Genomic DNA, 22,088 nt, shown 5'->3' with positions numbered 1-22,088 from the left:
CCGCGGGTAAGCCACACCAGCGACGCTGGCAGGCGACAGTCAAATGTTCGCTGACTGTCGAAACATCAGACACCGAATTCGGAATCTGGTGCGTCCGCGAAACAAGTAGAAACATCTGGCCGATGAAAGGTTTTTCATCCATTCGCGCCCTGATCAATGATGGCCACCGCGATGTCCACCGCCATGATGCCCACCGCCGTGGCCACGGTAGTAACCATGCCCACCGTAGTAATAGGTGCGATAGCCACCGTAATAACGTGGACCGTAGTAACCGTAGTAATAGGGCGAGTAGTAGCCGGGGTAGTAATAAGGTCCCCCGTAGGGGTCGGCAGGACCGGCGTAGTAGTAGCAGCCAGACAATCCAAGACCAAGCACTGCACCTAACAATAATCGTCGCAACATGGCGGCCTCCGTAAAGACCTGTAACAGCAGTCGAAACACATCGACTGACACCTGTTTTGACTGGCAATCCCCTGCCAAGTGCGACGTTGCACCCTCCTTCTGATCAGCGGCGGACAGGTTCCAATGCGGTGCACCAACGCACCATCACAAGGCAGTGCGCCTTTCCAACCGGCACCGTCGACCTTCCTGCCCCCCACGCTAGAGCGCTCGGGCCAACTTGGCACGCCTCTCGCTTTAGTAAAGCCGTGCAGGAGTCACTACAGGTTCGCGGCACCACAATTTGCAATGGCTGACTAGGGTTCCGGCTCGCAATCGCGAGTGACTGGTCCGAGAGTTGGCGACCTCCAGTTGAGGTTACACGGCGGGACAAAAGCCCGGGAGACAAGCCACCGTTAGCGGTGCCGCTGCCTTCCTGTCCGTCCTTGATCAACTGGAGAACCACCATGTCCCAGCTTCGTTTACCCGCCCTGCTCGCCGCGGCGTTCACCGCCTTCGTGAGCTTCTCGTCCCAGGCTGCACAGAAAGACCACTTCAGCGTGTGCTGGACGATCTACGCCGGCTGGATGCCTTGGGAATACGCCGGCAGCCAGGGCATCGTCGACAAATGGGCAAAGAAGTACGGCATCAAGATCGATGTGGTGCAGCTCAATGACTACGTCGAATCCATCAACCAGTACACCGCCGGGCAGTTCGACGGTTGCACCATGACCAACATGGACGCGCTGACCATTCCGGCCGCCGGCGGCGTCGACAGCACCGCGCTGATCGTCAGCGATTTCTCCAACGGCAACGACGGCATCGTGCTCAAGGGCGAAGGCAGGAAAGTCGCCGACCTCAAGGGTATGGACGTCAACCTGGTGGAGCTCTCTGTCTCCCACTACCTGCTGGCCCGGGCCCTGGATTCGGTGGACCTCACCGAAAAAGACCTGAAAGTGGTCAATACCTCCGACGCCGATATCTCGGCAGCCTTCAACACCGATCAGGTCAACGCCGTCACCACCTGGAACCCGATGCTCTCGGACATCAAGGCCAAGCCTGCGGTGACCGAAGTGTTCAACTCCAGCCAGATCCCCGGCGAGATCATGGACATGATGGTGGTCAACTCCCAGACCCTCAAAGACAACCCGGCGCTCGGCAAGGCACTGACCGGCGCCTGGTTCGAAGTGGTCGAGTTGATGAACGCGAAAAACGCCGCCAGCAAAGCCGCCCTGGAGCACATGGCCAAAGCCTCGGGCACTGACCTGGCGGGTTTCCAGGCGCAACTGGACACCACCAGATTGTTCGCCACCCCGAAAGAAGCCCTGGCGTTCAGTACCAGCAAGCAACTGCCGGAAACCATGCGCAAGGTCGCCGAATTCTCCTTCCAGCACGGCTTGCTGGGTGAAGGCGCCAAGGACACCAGCGCGGTCGGCATGGCCTTCGCCAACGGCGTGACCAGCGGCGACAAGGGCAACCTCAAGCTGCGCTTCGACCCGAGTTACGTGCAGATGGCCGCCGACGCCAAGCTGTAATCAGGAGAACTGGCCATGCGCCTGATCAACCGTCACCCGGACCGCCCGAGTCGCCTGCTGCTGGTGATCCTGCCGTTCGCCCTGGTGCTGTTCGCCTACTTCACGGGCTCGGCCGAGCGACTGGCGGAAAACCCCAACGACAAGCTGCTGCCCAGCGCCGTGCAGATGACCGATGCGGTGAAACGCCTGGCCTTCGTGGCCGACAGCCGCACCGGCGAATACCTGCTCTGGCAGGACACGGCGTCCAGCTTGCAGCGTCTGGCCATCGGCCTGGGCATCAGCGCCCTGGCCGGGCTGTGCCTGGGCATCGCCGCCGGCACCCTGCCGTTGTTCGGTGCGCCGTTGTCTCCCTTGCTGACCGTGCTGTCGATGGTGCCACCGCTGGCAATCCTGCCGATCCTGTTCATCGTCTTCGGCCTGGGTGAGTTGTCGAAAGTGATGCTGATCTTGATCGGCATTACTCCGGCGCTGGCCCGTGACCTGGAACAGCGCGCCCGGGAAATTCCCGTGGAGTTGCTGATCAAGGCCCAGACCCTCGGCGCCTCTACCTGGACCCTGATGCTGCGAGTGGTGTTGCCGCAACTGCTGCCACGCCTGTTGATCTCGCTGCGACTGATGCTCGGCTCGGCGTGGCTGTTCCTGATTGCCGCCGAAGCCATTGCCTCCACTGACGGCCTCGGCTACCGGATTTTCCTGGTGCGCCGCTACCTGGCGATGGACGTGATTTTGCCCTACGTGGTGTGGATCACCCTGCTCGCCTGGTTGATGGATTGGGGGCTCAAGCAGCTGACCCGCCGCGCGTTCCCTTGGTATGAAGGAGCGGCAAAATGAGCTTCATCACGGTGAAAAACGTCTGGCAGCAATACGCCGATCAAGTGGTGCTCGAAGGCCTCAACCTGAACGTCAACGAAGGTGAGTTCTGCACCCTCGTGGGTGCCTCCGGTTGCGGCAAATCGACCTTCCTGCGCCTGCTGCTCGGTCAGGAGCGAACCAGTCGCGGCGAGATCCTGCTCGACGGCCAACCCTTGGCCGTCGAGCCGGACGCCAGCCGTGGCGTGGTATTCCAGCGCTACTCGGTGTTTCCCCATCTGAGCGTGCTGGACAACGTCGCCCTCGGCCTCGAACTGCCGCGCTCGCCGTTGCTTGGTCGCCTGTTCGGCAGCGCGAAAAAACAGGCCCGTGAACAGGCTTCAGTGCTGCTGCACAAAGTCGGCCTGGGCCACTCGCTGGACAAGTACCCGGCGCAGCTCTCCGGCGGCATGCAACAACGGCTGGCCATCGCCCAGGCGCTGATCATGAAGCCGCGGGTGTTGCTGCTCGACGAACCGTTCGGCGCCCTCGATCCGGGCATCCGCAAAGACATGCACGCCTTGCTCCTGGAGCTGTGGCGCGAGACCCGATTGACGGTGTTCATGGTCACCCATGACCTGTCCGAAGGCTTCAGCCTCGGCACCCGCCTGCTGGTGTTCGACAAGGTCCGCCTCGACCCCCATGCACCCGGCCGCTATGGCGCGCGCATCACCTATGACATCCCTTTGAACAGCGACCGCCGCACCCACCGTGCCGCCGTCGACGCCCTGCCGGCGCCTTTGGCAGGCACGCTTCGTATCGCTTAGAGGAATTCTGAAAATGACAGATTCGACCCGACTGTTCCCACCCTTCGCCGAGGAAATGCTCCCCGGCGGCGGCCATCGTTCCTTCGTGCTCAAACGCGGCCAATTGCTGCGCCTGACCGACCTGCGTGGTGGCGCCAACGTCAGCCTGACGCTGCTCAACGCCAATGAAAAAACCGAACGGCTGAACCTGCCCGACAGCCTCAAGTGCCAACACACCGCCAAGCTCACCACCGGCCACTGCCTGTACTCGGACATGGGCCGCGTGCTGGCCGCCATCACCGCTGACACCTGCGGCTGGAGCGACAGCCTGGGCGGCGTGCTTTGCGCTGAGGAAGTGGCGCAAAAGTACGGCACGGGCCGCTACCAGGAACTGCGCAACGGCTTCTTCCGCAACGGTACCGACAACCTGTTGGTGGAGCTGGGCAAGTGGGGGCTGGGTCTGTCCGACCTGCTGATGACCCTCAACCTGTTCAGCCGCGTGAACGTCGATGACGCAGGGCGCTTCCATTTCGTCGAGGGCAATTCCAAGGCTGGCGACTACATCGAGCTGTACGCGCCGATGGACACCCTGGTGGTGCTAACAGCCCTGCAGCACCCGATGGACCCGGCGCCGGAATATGCACCGAAACCGCTGAAGCTCAGCTGGATGAACGCCGACGCCAGCGTCGCCGAACACTGCCGCACCTCGCGCCCGGAAAACGAGCGCGGCTTTATCAACACCGACCGTTTGTTTGCCTGAGGATCGCTGCCATGTCACTCGCTATCGCTACCGCTCCACAGTCACCTGAAACCGCCGTCTACCGCGCCACCATCCCCGCCGGCGAGCCCTGGCTGATGGAGGTCAAGGCCGGCCAGACCCTGCGCATCCTCGACCTTGAGGGCAACCAGGCTGTCGACACCTTGTTCTACAGCGTCGCCAATCCCAGGGAGCGCTACGACGTGCAGCGCACCCTGCGTCGGCAGAACAGCGTGTACCTGAGCACTGGCAGCGTGCTCTATTCCAACCTCGGCAAGCCGATGCTGACCATCGTCGCCGACACCTGCGGGCGTCACGACACCCTGGGCGGCGCCTGCGCGCAAGAGAGCAACACCGTGCGCTACGCCCTGGAAAAACGCTACATGCACAGCTGCCGCGACAACTACCTGCGCGCCTGTGCTCATGATGGCCGCCTGGGCAAGGGCGACATCGGGCCGAACATCAACTTCTTCATGAACGTACCGGTCACCGCAGACGGCGGCCTGACCTTCGAGGACGGCATCTCGGCACCGGGCAAGTACGTCGACCTGCGGGCAGAAATGGACGTGATCGTGCTGATCTCCAACTGCCCGCAACTGAACAACCCCTGCAACGCCTACAACCCCACCCCTGCGGAGCTGCTGGTATGGAACTGAAGTTCTCGCGGTTGCGTCGCTGGTTGTTCGCCTTGTGCCAGGCCCGTTCCGGTCAGTGCCTCAAACAGTAAAAACACCACAAATCCCCATGTGGGAGCGGGCTTGCTCGCGAAAGCGGTGTATCAGACACATCGAAGTCGACTGACACGCCCCCTTCGCGAGCAAGCCCGCTCCCACAGGGGATCAGCGGTGTCTGGAAGAGAATTGATTCTGCCACCGGGGACGACTCCGGTGCCTGTCGAAAAACTGCGGGACGGCCCGCATCCCAGTCGAGGCTGATGCGCTATCGCCTCCGGGGGTTATGCCATGTTCGAAAAAGTCCTGATTGCCAACCGTGGCGCCATTGCCTGCCGCATCCTGCGAACCTTGCGCGAGCTGCAAGTGCAGGGCGTTGCCGTGTACTCCGAAGCCGATGCCGCCAGCCTGCACATCCTGCAAGCCGATGAAGCCCACAGCCTCGGTGAAGGCGCGGCCGCCGGCACTTATCTGGCGGTCGACAAGATCCTCGCCATCGCCAAGTCCAGCGGCGCCACCGCGATCCATCCCGGCTACGGCTTTCTTTCGGAAAACGCCGCGTTCGCCGAAGCCTGCGCAGCCGCCAACATCGCCTTCATTGGCCCGACACCCGAACAACTGCGGGTGTTCGGCCTCAAGCACACCGCACGTGCCCTGGCCAGACAACACGGCGTGCCGATGCTCGAAGGCACCGAGCTGCTCGACAGCATCGATACCGCGCTGCTGGCCGGTGAGCAGATCGGCTACCCGGTGATGCTCAAGAGTACCGCTGGCGGTGGCGGCATCGGCATGCGCGTATGCCGCAGCGCGGCGGAGTTGAGCGAATCCTTCGAAGCGGTCAAACGCCTGGGTCAGAACAATTTCAGCGACGCCGGGGTGTTCATCGAGAAGTACATCCAGCGCGCCCGGCACCTGGAAGTGCAGGTATTCGGCGACGGTCAAGGTGAAGTGATCGCCCTCGGCGTGCGTGATTGCTCGGTGCAACGACGCAACCAGAAAGTCCTCGAAGAAACCCCCGCACCAAACCTGCCCGACGGCATGGCCGATGAGTTGTGCGCGGCTGCGATCAAACTGGCCAAGGCGGTGAATTACCGCAGCGCCGGCACCGTGGAGTTTGTGTTCGACAGCGAGGCCCAGCGCTTTTACTTCCTGGAAGTGAACACCCGTTTGCAGGTGGAACACGGTGTCACCGAACAGGTGTGGGGGGTCGACCTGGTGCGCTGGATGGTGCAACTGGCGGCCGGTGATCTGCCGCCCCTGAGCGAACTGATGCAAGGTTTGAAACCGGTGGGCCATGCGATCCAGGCGCGGTTGTATGCCGAAGATCCGGGCCGCGATTTTCAACCGAGCCCCGGCTTGCTCACCGCCGTGGATTTCCCCGCGGCCAATGGCATTGAACTGCGCGTCGACACTTGGGTCGAGGCTGGCTGCGAGATTCCGCCCTACTTCGACCCGATGATCGCCAAGGTCATCAGTTGGGCGCCGACTCGCGAAGAGGCCCGCGCCGATTTGCATCAAGCCCTCGGCGACAGTCAGCTGTATGGCGTGCAAACCAACCGCGATTACCTGCGGCAGATTCTGCTCGATGCGCCTTTCGCCAGCGGCCAGCCGTGGACCCGTTGCCTGGAAGGGCTGGTCTATCAGGCCAACACGTTCGAGGTACTCAGCGCCGGCACCCAGACCAGCGTTCAGGACTATCCCGGCCGTCTCGGTTACTGGGCGGTCGGCGTGCCGCCATCGGGGCCGATGGACAGTCGGGCGCTGCGTCTGGGTAACGGTTTGCTGGGCAATGACGAAGGCGCGGCGGCGCTGGAAATCACCATGAGCGGGCCGTTGCTGCGCTTCAATTGCGAGGCGGTGGTGGCGGTGACCGGGGCGGTGATTCCGTTGGCTTTGAACGGCGAAAGCGTACCGATGAACTCGGCACTGCTGATTCCAGCGGGCGCGACGTTGAGCCTTGGCACCATCGCAGGCGCAGGTGCGCGCAGCTATCTGTGCCTGCGTGGCGGCCTGCAGGTACCGGACTATCTGGGCAGCAAAAGCACCTTCACCCTCGGCCAGTTTGGCGGCCACGGTGGTCGCGCGTTGCGAGCCGGTGATGTGTTGCACCTGCCGGCCCTCAATGACCGCAGTGCCGGCCGGCAACTGGCTGAAGAACAGGTCACCGAGTTGCCGGCAGTTCGGCAGATTCGCGTGATCTACGGCCCCCACGGCGCGCCGGAATACTTCACTGAAAACTACATCGGCACCTTCTTCGCCACGCAGTGGGAAGTGCATTTCAACTCCAGCCGCACCGGCGTTCGCCTGATCGGACCGAAGCCTGAGTGGGTGCGTACCGACGGTGGTGAGGCCGGTTTGCATCCGTCGAACATCCACGACAACCCGTATGCGATCGGTGCGGTGGATTTTACCGGGGACATGCCGGTGATCCTCGGCCCGGATGGCCCGAGCCTTGGCGGGTTCGTGTGCCCGGTGACCGTGATCGAGGCGGATCTCTGGCAGTTGGGGCAGCTCAAGGCTGGGGACAAGGTGCAGTTCTCCCCCGTCGACATCAAGACCGCCCGCCCCCTGGCCTTGAAATGGGATCAATGTGGGAGCGGGCTTGCTCGCGAAGAGGGCGTGTCAGTCAACATTGATGTGTCTGAAGCACCGCTTTCGCGAGCAAGTCGGATCGCCGCACCGCCGCTCCCACAGGGTTTGGTGTCGCCTGTTGTATTGGATATTGGGCAGGACGACACGCGGTTGGTGGCGCGCCTTTCCGGCGACACCCACCTGCTGCTGGAAATCGGCGCCCCGGAACTGGACCTGGTCCTGCGCTTCCGCGCCCACGCCCTGATGCAGGCGCTGGAAAGCAAAGACCTGCACGGCGTGATCGACCTCACCCCTGGCATCCGCTCGCTGCAAATCCACTATCAGCCCGAGCAACTGCCGCTGTCCGACCTGCTCGGCATCGTCGCCGGCGAATGGGACGCCGTGTGCGCCGCCAAGGACCTGCAAGTGCCCTCGCGCATCGTGCATCTGCCGCTTTCCTGGGACGACCCGGCGTGCCAGTTGGCCATCGAGAAATACATGACCACCGTGCGCAAGGACGCGCCGTGGTGCCCGAGCAACCTGGAGTTCATCCGCCGCATCAACGACCTGCCGGACCTCGATGAAGTGCAGCGCACGGTGTTCGACGCCAGTTACCTGGTGATGGGCCTGGGCGACGTCTACCTCGGCGCGCCGGTCGCCACTCCGCTCGACCCGCGCCACCGCCTGGTGACCACCAAGTACAACCCGGCGCGCACCTGGACCGCGGAAAACTCAGTAGGCATCGGTGGCGCCTACATGTGCGTCTACGGCATGGAAGGCCCCGGCGGCTATCAGTTTGTCGGGCGCACGTTGCAGATGTGGAACCGCTATCGCGAAGTCGCCGCGTTCGAAGGCAAACCCTGGTTGCTGCGGTTTTTCGACCAGATCCGTTTCTACCCGGTCAGCGCCGATGAACTGCTGCGCATCCGCCGGGATTTCCCCCTCGGGCGCTTCGACCTGAACATCGAGCACAGTCAGTTGAACCTGGCGCAATACCAGGCGTTCCTGGCCCGGGAAGCCGAGACCATCGACGCGTTTCGCGATCAGCAAAAAGGCGCATTCAATGCCGAGCGCGAACGCTGGATCGCCAGTGGCCAGGCGCATTTCGACAGTGAAGAGCTGGCCCCGGAGGCCACCGAAGATGCACCGCTGGAAAACGGCCAGCAGAGCGTCGACAGCCACATCGCCGGCAACCTCTGGCAGGTCCAGGTAGAAACCGGTAGCCGTGTCGCGGCCGGCGATGTGCTGGTGATCCTGGAGTCGATGAAGATGGAAATCCCCCTGCTCGCGCCATTGGCCGGCGTCGTGCGCGAGATTCGCGTGCAACCGGGTTCGGCGGTGCGCGCCGGGCAGCGCGTCGTGGTGCTGGAACTTGACTGAACCCATTTTGAAAAGGACGCATGTCATGAACATCAATCTGCAACTCGACGCCCTGCGCAGCGCTTATCGCGAAGGCCGCACCACGCCACGGCAATTACTGCTGCAACTGCGGGACAAAGCCGCCGCGCTGAACCCGGACTATCACCTGTTCATCCACTTGCTCAGTGTCGATGAACTGGAGCCTTATCTCGCCACCCTCGACGGTCGCGACCTCGACAGCCTGCCGCTGTATGGCGTGCCGTTCGCGATCAAGGACAACATCGACCTGGCGGGCATTCCGACCACGGCGGCGTGCCCGGCATTCGCCTACGTGCCGGAGCGTTCGGCGACCATCGTCGAACAACTGCTGGCCCTTGGTGCGATTCCGCTGGGCAAGACCAACCTCGACCAGTTCGCCACGGGGCTCAACGGCAGCCGCTCACCGTACGGCGCATGCCCCAACAGCGTATTGCCGGAGTATCCGTCGGGCGGCTCCAGCGCCGGATCGTCACTGGCGGTGGCGCTCGGGGTCGCGAGCTTTGCGCTGGGCACCGACACCGCCGGCTCCGGGCGTGTGCCGGCGGCGTTGAACAACCTGGTCGGCCTGAAGGCCACCAAGGGCCTGATCTCGACAGCCGGCGTGGTTCCGGCCTGTCGCACGCTCGATTGCGTCACCACCTTCACCGCCACGGCGCGGGAAGCCAGTCAGTTACTGGCGCTCACCGCACGCCTCGACCCACGGGACGAATACAGCCGCAGCAACCCGCTGTGGAACGACGGCTCGGCATTCGGTACCCCACGCCCCTTCCGTTTCGGCGTACCCCGTGCACAGGACCTGCAATTCTTCGGTTGCCCTGAAGGCCCGCTGTTGTTCGGTGATGCCATCGACCGCCTCAAGGCCCTCGGCGGCGAAGCGGTGGAACTGGACCTGTCGCCATTTCTGGAGGCCGCACGCTTGCTCTATGAAGGCCCGTGGGTGGCCGAGCGCTACAGCGTGGCCGGGGAGTTGATGGCGCAAAACCCGGAGGCCGTGTTGCCGGTGATTCGCGCCGTGTTGGCCAAGGCACCCGCCGTCGATGGTGTGCAAACTTTCCGCGCCCAATACCGGCTGCAAGCGCTCAAAGCCCTGTGCGACACAGCACTGGAAGGCCTGGATTGCGTCGTCACGCCGACCATCGGCCGCCCGGTGACGCTGGCGGAGCTCGAGGCCGAACCGGTGCTGCGCAATTCGGAACTGGGCTACTACACCAACTTCATGAACCTGCTCGACTACGCCGCCGTCGCCGTGCCCGGCGCGTTCATGGACAACGGCCTGCCCTGGGGCGTGACGCTGTTTGGCCGCGCCTTCACCGATCAGTATCTATTGAGCGTGGCGGATGCCCTGCAGCGCCAGCAAGGCCTGGCCGCGCCTGCACCGGCGACGGTTGCCCGCCATGATCGGGCGCGACTGGTGGTCTGCGGTGCGCACCTGGACGGGTTGGCGTTGAACTGGCAGCTCAAGCAGCGCGGTGCCCGCCTGGTGGAAACGACATTCAGCTCACCGGATTATCAACTCCATGCCCTGGCCGGTGGCCCGCCGTTTCGTCCGGGCATGGTCCGCGTGAAGGATGGCGGCGTGGCGATTGCGGTGGAAGTCTGGGAGTTGCCGAGCAGCGAGTTGGGTTCGTTCCTGACCGGAATTCCGGCGCCACTGGGGTTGGGCAAGGTGCAACTGGCGGACGGTCACTGGGAGAGCGGGTTTATCTGCGAGGCCTATGGGCTGGAGGGCGCGGTGAACATCAGCCATCTGGGCGGGTGGCGCGCCTACCTGAAAACTCTCGCCGGATAGTGATCCTGTGGGAGCTGCCGAAGGCTGCGATCTTTTGATTTTGTTTTTTCAAGATCAAAAGATCGCAGCCTTCGGCAGCTCCCACAAGGACCGGTGTAACCACTGTGGTACGCAGGAACGACCATTCGCGGCGCACATGAAGCAGTTATTTCCCCGCAGTGCCATTAGAATGCAACCATCGGATGACTGCCAATGGAACTACCATGCCGCTTCGCTCGCCGCTGTACTCTCAACGTTCGTTGGTGCTCACGCTGGTCGCGTTGCTGGGCGCTGGTTTCCTCGCCACCTCCTTCCTCAGTTACTACGCCTCCCGGGCCTCGATCCGCGACAACATCGTCAACACCGAACTGCCGCTGACGTCGGACACGGTCTACTCGGAAATCCAGAAAGACCTCGTCAGGCCGATCCTGATTTCCTCGATGATGGCCCGCGACACCTTCATGCGCGACTGGGTGGTCAACGGCGAAAAGGACTCCGACCAGATGACCCGTTACCTCAACGAGGTCATGACCCACTACGGCGCCTACACCGCATTCTTCGTCTCCAACACCAGCCTGACCTACTACCACGCCAAGGGTGTGCTCAAGCAGGTCAAGGCCACCGAGCCCCGCGACGCCTGGTACTTTCGTGTGCGGGACATGAAGGATCCGTACGAGATCAACGTCGACCCGGACCTCGCCAACAAGGACAACCTGACCTTCTTCATCAACTACAAGGTCTACGACTACAACAGCCGATTCATCGGCGCGGCCGGGGTGGGCCTGACCGTCGACGCCGTGATCAAGCTGATCGACAAGTACCAGCAGCGTTATCAACGCAGTGTGTATTTCGTCGACAACTTCGGACGCCTGGTGCTCACCGGTGCCGAAGGGGGTCCGCAGGGTGCGCACATCGGGCAGAAGCTCGGCGAACTCGACAGCATGAAAGACCTGGTCAGCCGGCTGCCCAAACCCCACAGCGGCAGCTATGAATACTCCGTGCAGGGCCAGGGGCATTTCCTCAACGTGCGGTTTATCCCGGAGCTGAACTGGTACCTGTTCGTCGACAAACGCGAAGACAGCGCCCTCGGTGAAATCCGCCAGTCGCTGTACCTCAACCTGCTGATCTGCCTGCTGGTGACCTTGATCGTGCTGGCCCTGCTCAACCAGGTGATCAAACGCTATCAGGACAAGATCCAGGCCCAGGCCGTCCTCGACAGCCTGACCGAACTGCCCAACCGTCGCGGCTTCGACCTGCTGGCCGCGCAGGCCATGCACGAAGCCCGGCGCGAGCCCAGGCCGCTGACCGCTTTGCTGCTGGACCTCGACCGGTTCAAGGTGTTGAACGACACCTATGGCCACCTGGCCGGCGATCAGGTATTGATTGGCTTTGCCCGGGATCTGAAGAGCTGCCTGCGGCACTCCGACATCGTCTGCCGCTGGGGCGGTGAAGAGTTCATCGTGCTGCTCAAGGACACCGACGGCAGGACTGGCCTGATGATTGCCGAGAAAATTCGTCAGCACGTGGAACAACAGCGCTATGCCTACAACGGCCAGGCCTTGCATGTGACCGTCAGCATCGGTATCACCACCCTGCAGCCCGATGACACCTTGCACAGCCTGCTGTCACGGGCGGATCATGCGATGTATCGGGCCAAGCAAAGTGGCCGTAACCGAACCTGTGTGGAAATGTCTCACTCCAGCTATGAACCAGCCTGACCTCTGCCCCGCCTGCGGCGCCCCCAACGACTGCACCCTGGCCGATCCGCGAACCGCTGACCGCGCCTGCTGGTGCTACGGCGTCAGCATCGACCCGGCCGTGCTCCAGGCGCTGCCGGCGCAACTGCGCGACGCCTCGTGCCTGTGCCCGCGTTGCGCCGAGGTCGAGGCGCAGTTGCAAGCAGCGCCCGAATCGATCAAGTAAGATGCGCGCCCCTTTATTCACCGATCCTTAAGTCATGCGTGTCGACCGCTTCCTCAGCAACCTGCCGTGCTTCACCCGTAAGCAAGTACGCCTGTTGCTGGTGGAAAAACGCGTCCGGGTTGACGGAAACGTCGTCAGCGACCCGCACAGCGAAGTCCGCGAATTCAGCCGCGTCGAAGTCGACAACGAGGTGCTGCAAGTCGGCAAACCCCTGCGCCACTTCATGCTGCACAAGCCCGCCGGCTGCGTCAGCGCCACCCGGGATCCGCAACACCCGACTGTGCTCGATTTGATCCATGAACCGGACAAGGACGAACTGCACATCGCCGGACGCCTGGATTTCAATACCACCGGCCTGATGCTGATCACCAACGACGGCAGCTGGTCGCGGCGCCTGACCCAACCGCAGACCAAGCTACCGAAGGTCTATTACGTCGAAACCGAGCAGGACATCGGCCCCGAATACGCGATCACGTTCAGCCAGGGGCTGTACTTCGCCTTCGAAGACCTCACCACGCAACCGGCCGGGCTAGAGCTGCTCGGGCCAAAATGCGCGCGCCTGAGCATCGTCGAAGGCCGTTATCACCAGGTCAAGCGCATGTTCGGCCACTTCAACAACAAGGTGATGCGCCTGCACCGCGAACGCATGGGGCCGCTGCTGCTCGACGACACGTTGAAACCGGGCGAATACCGCCCGCTGAGCGCTGAAGAGATCGGATCGATCTAAGCCAGCGACCGCTCAGCAGAAGTTGTCGAACAATTTACCAAAGGCACTTGCGCATTGATGTGACCCCTGCTTGAATCAGGACGTCGGCCGAAATGTGACCGACGAGTCACCCCATACTTCTAAGAAACTTTTTGCCGGTAGGAACCCAAGGGTTCCGGCCTCATCCGGCAGACTGCCCGCCAATAACAATACCCGTCGACCGGACTGCAATGGATCGACATGGGCCTCTCAAATTCCAGGCGTATGCCTACCTGTCACAAAGCTCGTGCAATCTCATTTGCGCGCATACCCGCTTGCCAGGAGTCTTATGACATGAGGCCAGAAATCGCTGTGCTGGATATACAGGGTCAGTACCGGGTTTACACGGAGTTCTATCGCGCAGACGCCGCAGAGAAGACCATTATCTTGGTCAACGGCTCGATGGCCACGACTGCGTCGTTTGCACAAACCGTGAAAAACCTCCATCCGCAGTTCAACGTCGTCTGCTACGACCAGCCCTACGCGGGCCGGTCAAAAGCCCACAACCTGCATGAAAAAATGCTCACCAAGGAAATCGAAGGGCAGATCCTTATTGAGCTGATCGACCACTTCGCCGCCGAACACGTGCTGTCGTTTTCCTGGGGCGGTGCCGCGACCATGGTCGCGCTTTCCCAACAGCCGCGACGCATTGAAAAAGCGGTGATCAGCTCGTTCTCCCCGGAAATCAACTCGCATATGCTCGATTACCTCGAGCGCGGCGTGGATTACCTCGGCAACCGGGACGGGGACCGGGTCGGCAACCTGGTGAACAGCACCATCGGCAAACACCTGCCAACGTTGTTCAAACGCTTCAATTATCGGCACGTCAGTTCCCTGGCCGAGCATGAATACGGGCAGATGCACTTCCACATCAACGACCTGCTGCAAAGTGATCGCCAGTGCTTTTTCAAAGCTGCGGAGAAAATCAACGTACCGGTGTTATTCATGAACGGCGAATGGGACGAATACACCGCCGCCGATGGCGCCCGATTGTTCGCCAATCACGTGCAACACGCCACCTTCACTACCTTGCAGGCCACCGGGCACTTTCTCGACATGGAACACAAAGCCGCTTGCCGGGACAGCCGCAATGCACTGATGGGCTTCCTGAAGCCGGCACCGCATGAAAGCCGACCGCGTTACCACTACGTCCAGGACCACCATGCATTGTCCATCTGAAACAGCGTCATCGCGAGCAAGCCCCGCCCTGCTGCGTTAAACGTATTCTGCAGGCGCGAGGTTTGCCCGCGATCGACCGTCATGGGGTCCGGGCTTTTTGTCATATCGTGTTAAACCCGCTCCACGTAAAGAAAAACTTCAAATTCGCGGCCGTATCTGGTACAAAGTCACCGCTCTGAGCGGGTGTCGTATAATGGCATTACTCCAGCTTCCCAAGCTGATAACGAGGGTTCGATTCCCTTCACCCGCTCCAATCGAATTTTGATCTCACGTCAGGGTGTTTTTGACGGGGGATGTAGAGACAGAAAAAACCGGCCCAAGTGGCCGGTTTTTTTGTGGGCGTAATTTGATGGCGTCGGATTTGTGGATAGCTTGGTCGGTCACTTTCCGGTTATCGGAGAGTACATTCTTTCTTTCGCGGCTGTGGCGACTACTCTGAAAGCTATTAGCGTTTTTCTCCAAAAATACGAATTCAGTATCAAATTTCATCCAGCATTAGTATTTTTCCACCTACGAAATTATCGTTTCGCCACAATATTGAAGTTCTGTTAGCGTTTTTCCTGTCCCCGTAAAGGATTTCGTCAATGCAAGTCGGTTTCCAGACCCTCGCGAACCGTTACAACATCGCATTGGCGCAGCCTCTGCGCGTACAGTCGATGATTGGCACCGTACGTGTCAGCCGTGAAAGCGCCGGAAACGTGGAGAACAGGTATCCGCCACGCTACCGCCCTGCAGACGATTTCGCAGGGCATTTCGAGTTCGGTCTCAAATACGAAGAGATTCATCTCGAGTTCTTTGCTCGCCTGTTTGCGGCCATAGGCCCGCAGCCTGTTGAAGACTGGTGTCGACGGGAGCCTTTTGGCCAGTATGCCCGTCGCACAGGATTCCTCTACGAATGGCTGACAGGGGAACGTCTGGAGGTGCCTGATGTGACCAATGGCGCCTATGTTGATGTACTTTCACCACAAAATTACCTGACTCGTCGTGAGTCGTTGCGAACGCGGCGCTGGCGAATCAATAACAATCTGCCGGGGACACCCGACTTCTGCCCCTTGGTTCGTCGTACCGAGCCAGTGCGGGAGGCCTTGCAATTCGAACTGCGTGCGGCATTGGATGAGTTGGATCAAGCCTTTGGTTCCGACATCCTGATGCGAACGGCCAGTTGGCTGACGTTCAAGGAATCGCGCGCGAGCTTTCTCATCGAAAAGGAAGCCGACCAGGCCGATCGCATCCAGCGGTTTGCGCATGTCATTGCCCAGCACTGCGGCCATATAGATGCCCCATTGAGCAACGACACCCTTCGATCCCTGCAAGCCGGCATCCTGGGCCACGATGCCATCGGACTAGGCTTGCGACGCTCCCCTGTCTTCGTGGGACAAGCCACAATGCGCGAAGACATCGTGCATTACATTGCCCCGCACTTTGAAGATCTTGGCCCCCTCCTGGAAGGCCTCAACGAGTTCGAGGTCGCAACGCGTGGTGCCGAGTCAGTGGCACGCGCCGCAGTACTTGCATTCGGATTCGTGTACATCCATCCCATGCGTGACGGCAACGGCCGGATCCATCGCTTTCTAATCAATGACACCTTGATCCGGGATAAGGCAGTGCCCGACGGAGTGATTCTGCCCGTGTCAGCCACGATCACCAGCTCTATCGATTTCAGGGCCGGCTACGATCGTACGCTTGAAGTATTCTCACGACCGTTCATGCGCCGTTACGCGGCAGCCTATCGGTTTGGCGAACTGGTGACCTACGAGGACGGGACGCTTAGCAATTTCAACTTCGATGAATACGTAGACGCAAGCTTTGCCTGGCGGTACCCAGACCTGACCGAGCACGTTCTCTACACCGCACGCGTTGTCGAACATACGATTCGTACGGAGATGGCAGATGAGGCCAGAGTACTGGTGATCTTTCAGCGAGCGCAGGAACAACTCAAAGAAGTGATCGAAATGCCGGATCAGGATGCCAATCGCATCATCCGCTCGATCAAGGAAAACGGTTGGAAGGTCTCCGGCAAGCTGAAAAAAGGGTACCCAATACTTGAAGATGAGCGCATGGCGCAACGTGTTGTGGATGCAGTGCGTTCGGCGTTTGAGGATCAATTGATGGGGGCCGGTGAAGAGTGATCTCCGGTAGAACTGGATAGCTTACATCTGCAACTCAGGAGAAAGCCGGTCCGGGTGACCGGTTTTTTTGTGCGCGAGATTTGGTGATGCGCCTGTCAACGCTAGTGTTAAGCGCCCACTTTTAAAGGCCCAACGGAGATCAACGCCAGAAAAAGCAACGTCCTACACGACACTGGGAATTGTCCGTACACTTGCGCATTGCTGTGCCTTTGCCATGAGACCTATAGTCCGATCGCGCCCAAATGGCGTATCGGGTTTGGCGACTCGATGGCAAAGCATAGAAACCTCCGAGCTATCTCGGAGCGTTTCTGAACGCACTTGGCTACCTGTTTATGGTGGCTGTGCGTGGGAGACCTATGGGTCTGCCGGTTTGCCTTGTCCCGGTTCGCCAACCTGCGTACAGCTGCCACCCATTGTTTGGCGACACTGAGTGGTAGTTCACCTCAATTCAAGGAATCACTCATGAAAGAGTTCATGGCTTTAACCAGCAATGCCGACGACCTTCCCTCCCTGTATGTCAATACCACCCAACCCCTGCACTCCCTGCTCAGCACCGCCAGCTACAGAATTCGCGCCGTGACGCAGCTTCTTGAAAACCTCGCGATGCGCGGCGACCTGACCTCTGACTCGGTTGTACTCAGTGACTTTGCGTTGCTGTGCTGTGTGCCCTTGCGTGACGGTTGCGATGTACTGGATGTGATCGCTCGCCGAATGGACGCAGAACCGTCCTGACGTCACATCGGCCAAACGCGGTCAGTTAAGAGATAGCGTGGTCGATAGTGGCGAGGGAGCAAGCTCCCTCACCACAGGTTGCAATTACTCGTCGCCTCCCAGACGCTCATATCTTTTGCGTATAGATCACCGCAAGCGAGTAAAGAAGCCGTAGAGCTGCGTTGAGCCCGGCAACAGTTCCCTTATTCTCCCGGCTCATCCTTCGCCTCGAGATCAACATGCACAATTCAGAGTTGGGAATCATGATCATTTCATTGATCGGGTTGTTCGGCTTTGCCTCGTTTGCCTTTGAGTACTTGAGTGCCCGACGCTCAAAAAAGAACAAGCCGCAGTGATTTTTCCAAGCGGTAAAAAGGGACAGTTGACGCTCATCAACTGTCCCTGTTTTGCATCAGCGGGTCGCGACGATAAACAGTCGCGGAAACGGCAACAGCACCGAACCATCGGCCAGGGCCGGATACGCCCGCTCGATAGCAACCTGATATTGCTTCAGATACTGCGCCCGTTCCGCCTCGTCCAGCGGATCGAGAAACGGCCGCAAGCCACTGCCCTTGAACCACTCCACCACGCCAGACGCGCCGCCTGCGAGCGGATGATGGTAAGTGGTGCGCCAGACATCGACGCGGGTGCAACAGGCTTTCAATATCGAATAATAGCCACTGGCATCGGCCATTTCGGTCCTCTGCCCGGCGGCGCCTGCCAGTTTGCCGACCCATGGGCCATCAGCGGCGACTTCGCGCATCAAGCGGTGCGAGTGTTCATTCAGGTTGTCAGGCATCTGGACGGCCAGGCTGCCACCCGGCGCCAGTTTGCTCACCAGCGACGGTAGCAAAGTCGCGTGATCCGGCACCCACTGCAACACCGCGTTGGCGAAAATCACATCGAAGGGACCACTGTCATTCCAGGTGTCGATGTCGGCGATGTCGAACTGCACTTGCGGCAAGCGCTTGCGAGCGGCTTCGATCATGTCGCTGGAACTGTCCAGCCCACGCACCTTGGCATCGGCAAAGCGCTCCACCAGCAACTCGGTGGAGTTGCCGGGCCCGCAACCGATATCGATGGCCGAGCGCACGTCTCCGGCGGGGACGGCCGCCAGCAGGTCACGGGCGGGACGGGTGCGTTCATCTTCAAAAGCGACGTACTGTTTGGCGGACCAACTCATTGCGTTCTCCTGTCGGTGCGTTGTCCTCGGGACGCTACGATACCGCGGTGAGCGCCACCAAATGTTTCAGAAAATCACCTTTTCGGTCATTTCGAATTTTCATCCCGCCGCCACTGTCTGAAAAATCAGGCGCCCCCCTCAAAAGGAACTCGGTCATGAAATTCGCAAAAATCGCGCAGAAACTCGCCCTCTGGGCCGGTAGCCCCAAGACGTTCATGAGCGCGTTGCTCCTGATTTTCCTGTGGGGGCTGAGCGGGCCAATTTTTCATTTCAACGATACGTGGCAGCTGATCATCAATACCTCGACCACCATCATCACGTTCCTGATGGTGTTCCTGATCCAGAACACGCAGAACCGCGACACCGACATCCTGCACTTGAAAGTCGACGAGTTGTTGCGGGTGAACAAGGAGGCGCAAAAGGCCATGCTCGGGCTTGAGGCGTTGGACCTCAAGCAACTGGAGGCGCTGCGCAGGCATTACCGCGCCATGGGCGAGAACCAGGTGTTCGACCTCGATGGCCTGAACCCAACGCATAATCCCAAGCCACATCTGGATCAGTGCTGAACAGAAAAACGGCGCGTGACTCAAGCCCCGCGCCGTTCATGTTCAAATCTTGCGCTCAACTTTTGGCTTGCAGCGCCTTGGCCATTTGCAGATGATTTTGCAATTTAGGCAGGGTTTCTTCGGCGAATGCCTTGATTTGCGGCACGTCGGTGGTCTGCGCCTCCTGCTGCAACTGATCGATGGCTTCCTGGGTGGTCTTCACCTGACTGGCGGTATAGGCCTCGTCGTAGGTCGCCCCGTCCATGACCTGTGGCATCAGGGCTTTGGCCTTTTCGACAATCTCTTCCCGGGGGGCGACCGGTATATCCAGTTGTTTGGCGATTTTCGCCAGGTGCTGGTTCGCGGTGGTACGGTCGTTGATGACGATAATGGTGTAGTCCTTGACCTCTTTGGACTCGGCCTTCTGGTGCGCCAGGCGACTTGCTTCAATATCGGCGATACCTTTTGCCGAGGCCTCGTCGATGAATTCGGCAGTCGACTGGGCAAAGACGCCGCTGGCAAACAGGCCCAGTAACGTGGCAAGACTGGTACTACATAATCGGGTGGCCATCCGGTTCATGGTCGCGCCCTCCTCTTCAAATTCAAGCGGGAGCTTTCGCCCCCGCCTCTCAATCAAAACCACCTGAACCCCTTAGCGGGATTTCTGACCGCCCTTGCGACCCATGTCGGGTTTCGTCGGGTCTTTATCGACGGTCGTGGTAGTGGTTTTCCCTCCCTTGCGACCGGCTTCAGAGGCCTTCGTTCGATCGTTGGCGAAGTTCCCCGAGTTCGAGTTTCTTGAATTAGGCATGATTCTCTTCCTCTTGGTAGTAGTCGCGGCGAGCTTGCGCCCGCATAGAATCTGAATTTGCGCGCTCCAAAAGGTTTAGAAAATTACGTGGATGCCACGACGAACGGTGCCCGGGTTTTCAGACGAGTCGCAGGTGATGCTCGCGTTTGGCGCAGTACATCGCCTCGTCGGCATGCCGGAACAATTGCTTCTCTTCGGTGCCGTGATCGGGGTATCGGGCGACGCCGATACTTGGCTGGATGTTCAGGCTATGCCCGTCCAGTCGCAGGGGCTGGGCCAGGACCTGACGGACTTTTTCAACCACGATATCGGTATCGTCCGCCGCGTGAATGCTGTGCAACAACACCACGAATTCATCACCGCCGATGCGGGCCACGGTGTCGGTTTCCCGCACGCAGCCCTTGAGCCGGTTGGCCACCGCTTGCAGCAACATGTCGCCGACCGCGTGGCCATGGGTGTCGTTGACTTGCTTGAAGCGGTCGAGGTCGACGTACAACAGCGCCATGCGCCCGCCGTCCTCCCGGGCCGCTTGCATTGATACCTTGAGCCGGTCGCGCAGCAGCTCGCGGTTGGGTAACTGGGTCAATTGGTCGTACTGGGCCATGTGTTGCAGGCGGGCGTGCAATTGCTTGCGCTCGATGGCGGTCGCGACCTGGGCGCAGACGTATTGCAGCAGTTCCTTGTCTTGCTCGGTGTAGCGCTCGCCGCCCGGAATGCTTTTGACGATCAGCGCGCCGATGGTGCCGTTTTGCGAATTCAGCGGCACACCCAACCAACAGGGTGCGTTCTGTTCGTCCTGCAGCATTTCGAAGCCGGCGGGAGGTGGGTACTGATCCGGGGTCAACAGGATCGGCAACCCCGTGCGGATTACCTCGGCACACAGACGCCCGGTCATGGTTCCGGGCTGTTCGGGCTGAGGCTCGTGGTCATCGACGTGATAAGGGAAATTCAGCTGCGCGCAGTGTTCGTCGTACAGCGCCACGGAAAAATTCAGTGCAGGCAACCATTCGCCGATGATCAGGTGAATGCGTTTGAACAACGCCAGCAGATCCTCTGCCGCATGGGCAGCCTCGGAAATCGCATACAACGCTGCCTGCCGGGATTCGGCCTGCTTGCGTTCGGTGATGTCGCGTGCCACCGCGATGCGCAACTGATCGTCCTCGGACCAGCGTGCCGACCAGAGGATGTGCACCACGCTGCCATCTTTGCGCAGGTAGCGGTTTTCAAAGTTGAGCTTGGGCTCGCCGTCCATGATTTCCCGGGCGGCGTCGAGGGTGCGCTGGCGGTCGCCCGGGTGCACCATGTCGATCATCGCCTCGCCGATCATCTCATCGGCGCTGTAGCCGAAAATACGCTCGCACGCCGCGCTGACAAAAACGAAGCGGCCCTGTTTATCCACCGCACAGACGGCATCCAGTAACAGATCGATATAACTCGCCAGCGGCGCGGAATTCCGGTTTTCCATGGTTCAGCGTGGGTGTCCCGATAATACAGCGCTCATCAATCATCCCTGCCCTGTCAGTCTTGCATCCTTGTGATCTCGTTCAAGCCTTGTTCGGCATCAGCCCCGGCAACGCATGTACCAACGCGTTGATGGCAAAACCGATGAACATCACCCCGCACAACCGGGTGATTGCCAATTCATGACGCTGGTACAGGCTGCGCACCCGCCGCGCACCGACAACGCCAATGAGAATGGCGTAGGCGAGCAACCCGCCGACGAAACTCAGTGCGATCAGCCCCGGCAGCATTGACCAGTTGAGCAGTTCCGCGCGGCTCGACAGCAATGCCGTGAACGTTGCCACCGCCACCGGATAGGCCTTGGGGTTGGTCAAGCCAAACACAATGCCGTGCCAGAACGGCTGTCGCGCCGGGCCCTGTGGCGCATCCGCGCTGCTGCGTCGGGCGCGCACCGCACGCCAGCCGAGCCAGAACAGGTACAGGCCACTGAGCACTCCGAGCACGTCGAACGCGGTACTGCCGATCTCCCGCGCACCGACAATCGCGATCAGCGCCGTGCTGCACCACACCACATCGCCGAGCAAATGCCCGCACAGAAACCCCGCCCCGGCCCGTCGTCCATGGGCCGCGCCTATGCCGAACACTGCCAGCACACCCGGCCCCGGGGTGATGCCGTAGATAAAACCCGAGGCAAGCACGGCCATTAGCAACGATGGGGTCATGGAAAG

General features: G+C 60.6%; 20 protein-coding genes, 1 tRNA gene and 1 riboswitch. Of the genes, 15 read left to right on the top strand and 6 right to left on the bottom strand.

The window, feature by feature from the left end; genetic code table 11:
• Window positions 1-153: 153 nt before the first annotated feature.
• Window positions 154-402 carry a hypothetical protein gene (locus ACM6IT_RS20430; protein WP_414913806.1) on the bottom strand — a complete coding sequence of 83 codons (249 nt, stop codon included), beginning with the start codon at window positions 400-402 and terminating at the stop codon, window positions 154-156.
• A 282-nt stretch (window positions 403-684) separates the two neighbouring features.
• Window positions 685-785: riboswitch (guanidine-I (ykkC/yxkD leader) on the top strand.
• A gap of 60 nt (window positions 786-845) precedes the next feature.
• Here ACM6IT_RS20430 and ACM6IT_RS20425 point away from each other — a divergent pair.
• The 14 genes from ACM6IT_RS20425 (at window position 846) to ACM6IT_RS20360 (ending at window position 17,381) form a co-directional block, all read left to right on the top strand.
• On the top strand, window positions 846-1,913 hold the full coding sequence (locus tag ACM6IT_RS20425; RefSeq protein WP_223541829.1) for a putative urea ABC transporter substrate-binding protein: 1,068 nt from the start codon (window positions 846-848) through the stop codon (window positions 1,911-1,913).
• A 15-nt stretch (window positions 1,914-1,928) separates the two neighbouring features.
• Window positions 1,929-2,744: an ABC transporter permease gene (locus ACM6IT_RS20420; protein ID WP_414918573.1), complete on the top strand. Its 816-nt coding sequence runs from the start codon at window positions 1,929-1,931 to the stop codon at window positions 2,742-2,744.
• Window positions 2,741-3,529: an ABC transporter ATP-binding protein gene (locus tag ACM6IT_RS20415; protein ID WP_414918572.1), complete on the top strand. Its 789-nt coding sequence runs from the start codon at window positions 2,741-2,743 to the stop codon at window positions 3,527-3,529. The genes ACM6IT_RS20420 and ACM6IT_RS20415 overlap by 4 nt, the downstream gene beginning before the upstream one ends.
• A gap of 13 nt (window positions 3,530-3,542) precedes the next feature.
• Window positions 3,543-4,268: an urea amidolyase associated protein UAAP1 gene (locus ACM6IT_RS20410; RefSeq protein WP_414913809.1), complete on the top strand. Its 726-nt coding sequence runs from the start codon at window positions 3,543-3,545 to the stop codon at window positions 4,266-4,268.
• Between the two features lie 11 nt (window positions 4,269-4,279).
• Window positions 4,280-4,921, top strand: coding sequence for an urea amidolyase associated protein UAAP2 (locus ACM6IT_RS20405; RefSeq protein WP_056720700.1), 642 nt, complete (start codon window positions 4,280-4,282; stop codon window positions 4,919-4,921).
• 306 nt (window positions 4,922-5,227) lie between these two features.
• Complete coding sequence (gene uca / locus ACM6IT_RS20400; RefSeq protein WP_414918571.1) at window positions 5,228-8,887, top strand: urea carboxylase; 3,660 nt, start codon at window positions 5,228-5,230, stop codon at window positions 8,885-8,887.
• Window positions 8,888-8,912: 25 nt separating this feature from the next.
• Window positions 8,913-10,694 carry an allophanate hydrolase gene (gene atzF / locus ACM6IT_RS20395; RefSeq protein WP_414918570.1) on the top strand — a complete coding sequence of 594 codons (1,782 nt, stop codon included), beginning with the start codon at window positions 8,913-8,915 and terminating at the stop codon, window positions 10,692-10,694.
• Between the two features lie 203 nt (window positions 10,695-10,897).
• Window positions 10,898-12,391: a diguanylate cyclase gene (locus tag ACM6IT_RS20390; RefSeq protein WP_414918569.1), complete on the top strand. Its 1,494-nt coding sequence runs from the start codon at window positions 10,898-10,900 to the stop codon at window positions 12,389-12,391.
• Window positions 12,378-12,596, top strand: coding sequence for a cysteine-rich CWC family protein (locus tag ACM6IT_RS20385; RefSeq protein WP_056720708.1), 219 nt, complete (start codon window positions 12,378-12,380; stop codon window positions 12,594-12,596). The genes ACM6IT_RS20390 and ACM6IT_RS20385 overlap by 14 nt, the downstream gene beginning before the upstream one ends.
• Window positions 12,597-12,630: 34 nt before the next feature.
• Window positions 12,631-13,323 (top strand): pseudouridine synthase, encoded by a 693-nt coding sequence (locus ACM6IT_RS20380; protein ID WP_414918568.1) that lies wholly within the window; start codon window positions 12,631-12,633, stop codon window positions 13,321-13,323.
• Between the two features lie 312 nt (window positions 13,324-13,635).
• Window positions 13,636-14,520 (top strand): alpha/beta fold hydrolase, encoded by an 885-nt coding sequence (locus tag ACM6IT_RS20375; RefSeq protein ID WP_056720712.1) that lies wholly within the window; start codon window positions 13,636-13,638, stop codon window positions 14,518-14,520.
• A gap of 179 nt (window positions 14,521-14,699) precedes the next feature.
• Window positions 14,700-14,773: transfer RNA gene (locus tag ACM6IT_RS20370), tRNA-Gly, on the top strand.
• Window positions 14,774-15,104: 331 nt separating this feature from the next.
• Window positions 15,105-16,649 (top strand): Fic family protein, encoded by a 1,545-nt coding sequence (locus ACM6IT_RS20365; protein WP_414913813.1) that lies wholly within the window; start codon window positions 15,105-15,107, stop codon window positions 16,647-16,649.
• 462 nt (window positions 16,650-17,111) lie between these two features.
• Entirely contained in the window at window positions 17,112-17,381 is a 270-nt protein-coding gene (locus ACM6IT_RS20360) for a hypothetical protein (protein WP_007997797.1), read from the top strand.
• A gap of 391 nt (window positions 17,382-17,772) precedes the next feature.
• Here the strand turns inward: ACM6IT_RS20360 and tam are convergent, their stop codons facing one another.
• On the bottom strand, window positions 17,773-18,543 hold the full coding sequence (gene tam, locus ACM6IT_RS20355) for a trans-aconitate 2-methyltransferase (protein WP_056720718.1): 771 nt from the start codon (window positions 18,541-18,543) through the stop codon (window positions 17,773-17,775).
• Between the two features lie 155 nt (window positions 18,544-18,698).
• Here tam and ACM6IT_RS20350 point away from each other — a divergent pair, with 155 nt between their 5' ends.
• Complete coding sequence (locus tag ACM6IT_RS20350; RefSeq protein WP_056720722.1) at window positions 18,699-19,109, top strand: low affinity iron permease family protein; 411 nt, start codon at window positions 18,699-18,701, stop codon at window positions 19,107-19,109.
• A 55-nt stretch (window positions 19,110-19,164) separates the two neighbouring features.
• Here the strand turns inward: ACM6IT_RS20350 and ACM6IT_RS20345 are convergent, their stop codons facing one another.
• The 4 genes from ACM6IT_RS20345 to ACM6IT_RS20330 form a co-directional block, all read right to left on the bottom strand.
• The gene (locus tag ACM6IT_RS20345; protein WP_056720724.1) at window positions 19,165-19,668 is read right to left on the bottom strand and encodes a DUF4142 domain-containing protein; all 504 of its coding nucleotides are present in this window, start codon (window positions 19,666-19,668) and stop codon (window positions 19,165-19,167) included.
• Between the two features lie 72 nt (window positions 19,669-19,740).
• Window positions 19,741-19,899 carry a KGG domain-containing protein gene (locus ACM6IT_RS20340; protein ID WP_082562877.1) on the bottom strand — a complete coding sequence of 53 codons (159 nt, stop codon included), beginning with the start codon at window positions 19,897-19,899 and terminating at the stop codon, window positions 19,741-19,743.
• Window positions 19,900-20,017: 118 nt separating this feature from the next.
• Window positions 20,018-21,364, bottom strand: coding sequence for a bifunctional diguanylate cyclase/phosphodiesterase (locus ACM6IT_RS20335; RefSeq protein ID WP_223541824.1), 1,347 nt, complete (start codon window positions 21,362-21,364; stop codon window positions 20,018-20,020).
• A gap of 79 nt (window positions 21,365-21,443) precedes the next feature.
• Window positions 21,444-22,082, bottom strand: coding sequence for a LysE family translocator (locus ACM6IT_RS20330; RefSeq protein WP_056720727.1), 639 nt, complete (start codon window positions 22,080-22,082; stop codon window positions 21,444-21,446).
• Window positions 22,083-22,088 lie beyond the last annotated feature (6 nt).

It is taken from the genome of Pseudomonas sp. IT-P4, from assembly GCF_949767755.1.
GTDB classification, from domain to species: domain Bacteria; phylum Pseudomonadota; class Gammaproteobacteria; order Pseudomonadales; family Pseudomonadaceae; genus Aquipseudomonas; species Aquipseudomonas monachiensis.
Note: the sequence above shows the minus strand (reverse complement) of the source record. Positions and strands in the feature narration are given on the sequence as shown.

Bases quoted from the DNA above. Each gene is read 5' to 3' on its own strand.
- ACM6IT_RS20430 (WP_414913806.1), bottom strand. From the start codon at position 402: ATGTTGCGACGATTATTGTTAGGTGCAGTGCTTGGTCTTGGATTGTCT.
- ACM6IT_RS20425 (WP_223541829.1), top strand. From the start codon at position 846: ATGTCCCAGCTTCGTTTACCCGCCCTGCTCGCCGCGGCGTTCACCGCC.
- ACM6IT_RS20420 (WP_414918573.1), top strand. From the start codon at position 1,929: ATGCGCCTGATCAACCGTCACCCGGACCGCCCGAGTCGCCTGCTGCTG.
- ACM6IT_RS20415 (WP_414918572.1), top strand. From the start codon at position 2,741: ATGAGCTTCATCACGGTGAAAAACGTCTGGCAGCAATACGCCGATCAA.
- ACM6IT_RS20410 (WP_414913809.1), top strand. From the start codon at position 3,543: ATGACAGATTCGACCCGACTGTTCCCACCCTTCGCCGAGGAAATGCTC.
- ACM6IT_RS20405 (WP_056720700.1), top strand. From the start codon at position 4,280: ATGTCACTCGCTATCGCTACCGCTCCACAGTCACCTGAAACCGCCGTC.
- uca (WP_414918571.1), top strand. From the start codon at position 5,228: ATGTTCGAAAAAGTCCTGATTGCCAACCGTGGCGCCATTGCCTGCCGC.
- atzF (WP_414918570.1), top strand. From the start codon at position 8,913: ATGAACATCAATCTGCAACTCGACGCCCTGCGCAGCGCTTATCGCGAA.
- ACM6IT_RS20390 (WP_414918569.1), top strand. From the start codon at position 10,898: ATGCCGCTTCGCTCGCCGCTGTACTCTCAACGTTCGTTGGTGCTCACG.
- ACM6IT_RS20385 (WP_056720708.1), top strand. From the start codon at position 12,378: ATGAACCAGCCTGACCTCTGCCCCGCCTGCGGCGCCCCCAACGACTGC.
- ACM6IT_RS20380 (WP_414918568.1), top strand. From the start codon at position 12,631: ATGCGTGTCGACCGCTTCCTCAGCAACCTGCCGTGCTTCACCCGTAAG.
- ACM6IT_RS20375 (WP_056720712.1), top strand. From the start codon at position 13,636: ATGAGGCCAGAAATCGCTGTGCTGGATATACAGGGTCAGTACCGGGTT.
- ACM6IT_RS20365 (WP_414913813.1), top strand. From the start codon at position 15,105: ATGCAAGTCGGTTTCCAGACCCTCGCGAACCGTTACAACATCGCATTG.
- ACM6IT_RS20360 (WP_007997797.1), top strand. From the start codon at position 17,112: ATGAAAGAGTTCATGGCTTTAACCAGCAATGCCGACGACCTTCCCTCC.
- tam (WP_056720718.1), bottom strand. From the start codon at position 18,543: ATGAGTTGGTCCGCCAAACAGTACGTCGCTTTTGAAGATGAACGCACC.
- ACM6IT_RS20350 (WP_056720722.1), top strand. From the start codon at position 18,699: ATGAAATTCGCAAAAATCGCGCAGAAACTCGCCCTCTGGGCCGGTAGC.
- ACM6IT_RS20345 (WP_056720724.1), bottom strand. From the start codon at position 19,668: ATGAACCGGATGGCCACCCGATTATGTAGTACCAGTCTTGCCACGTTA.
- ACM6IT_RS20340 (WP_082562877.1), bottom strand. From the start codon at position 19,899: ATGCCTAATTCAAGAAACTCGAACTCGGGGAACTTCGCCAACGATCGA.
- ACM6IT_RS20335 (WP_223541824.1), bottom strand. From the start codon at position 21,364: ATGGAAAACCGGAATTCCGCGCCGCTGGCGAGTTATATCGATCTGTTA.
- ACM6IT_RS20330 (WP_056720727.1), bottom strand. From the start codon at position 22,082: ATGACCCCATCGTTGCTAATGGCCGTGCTTGCCTCGGGTTTTATCTAC.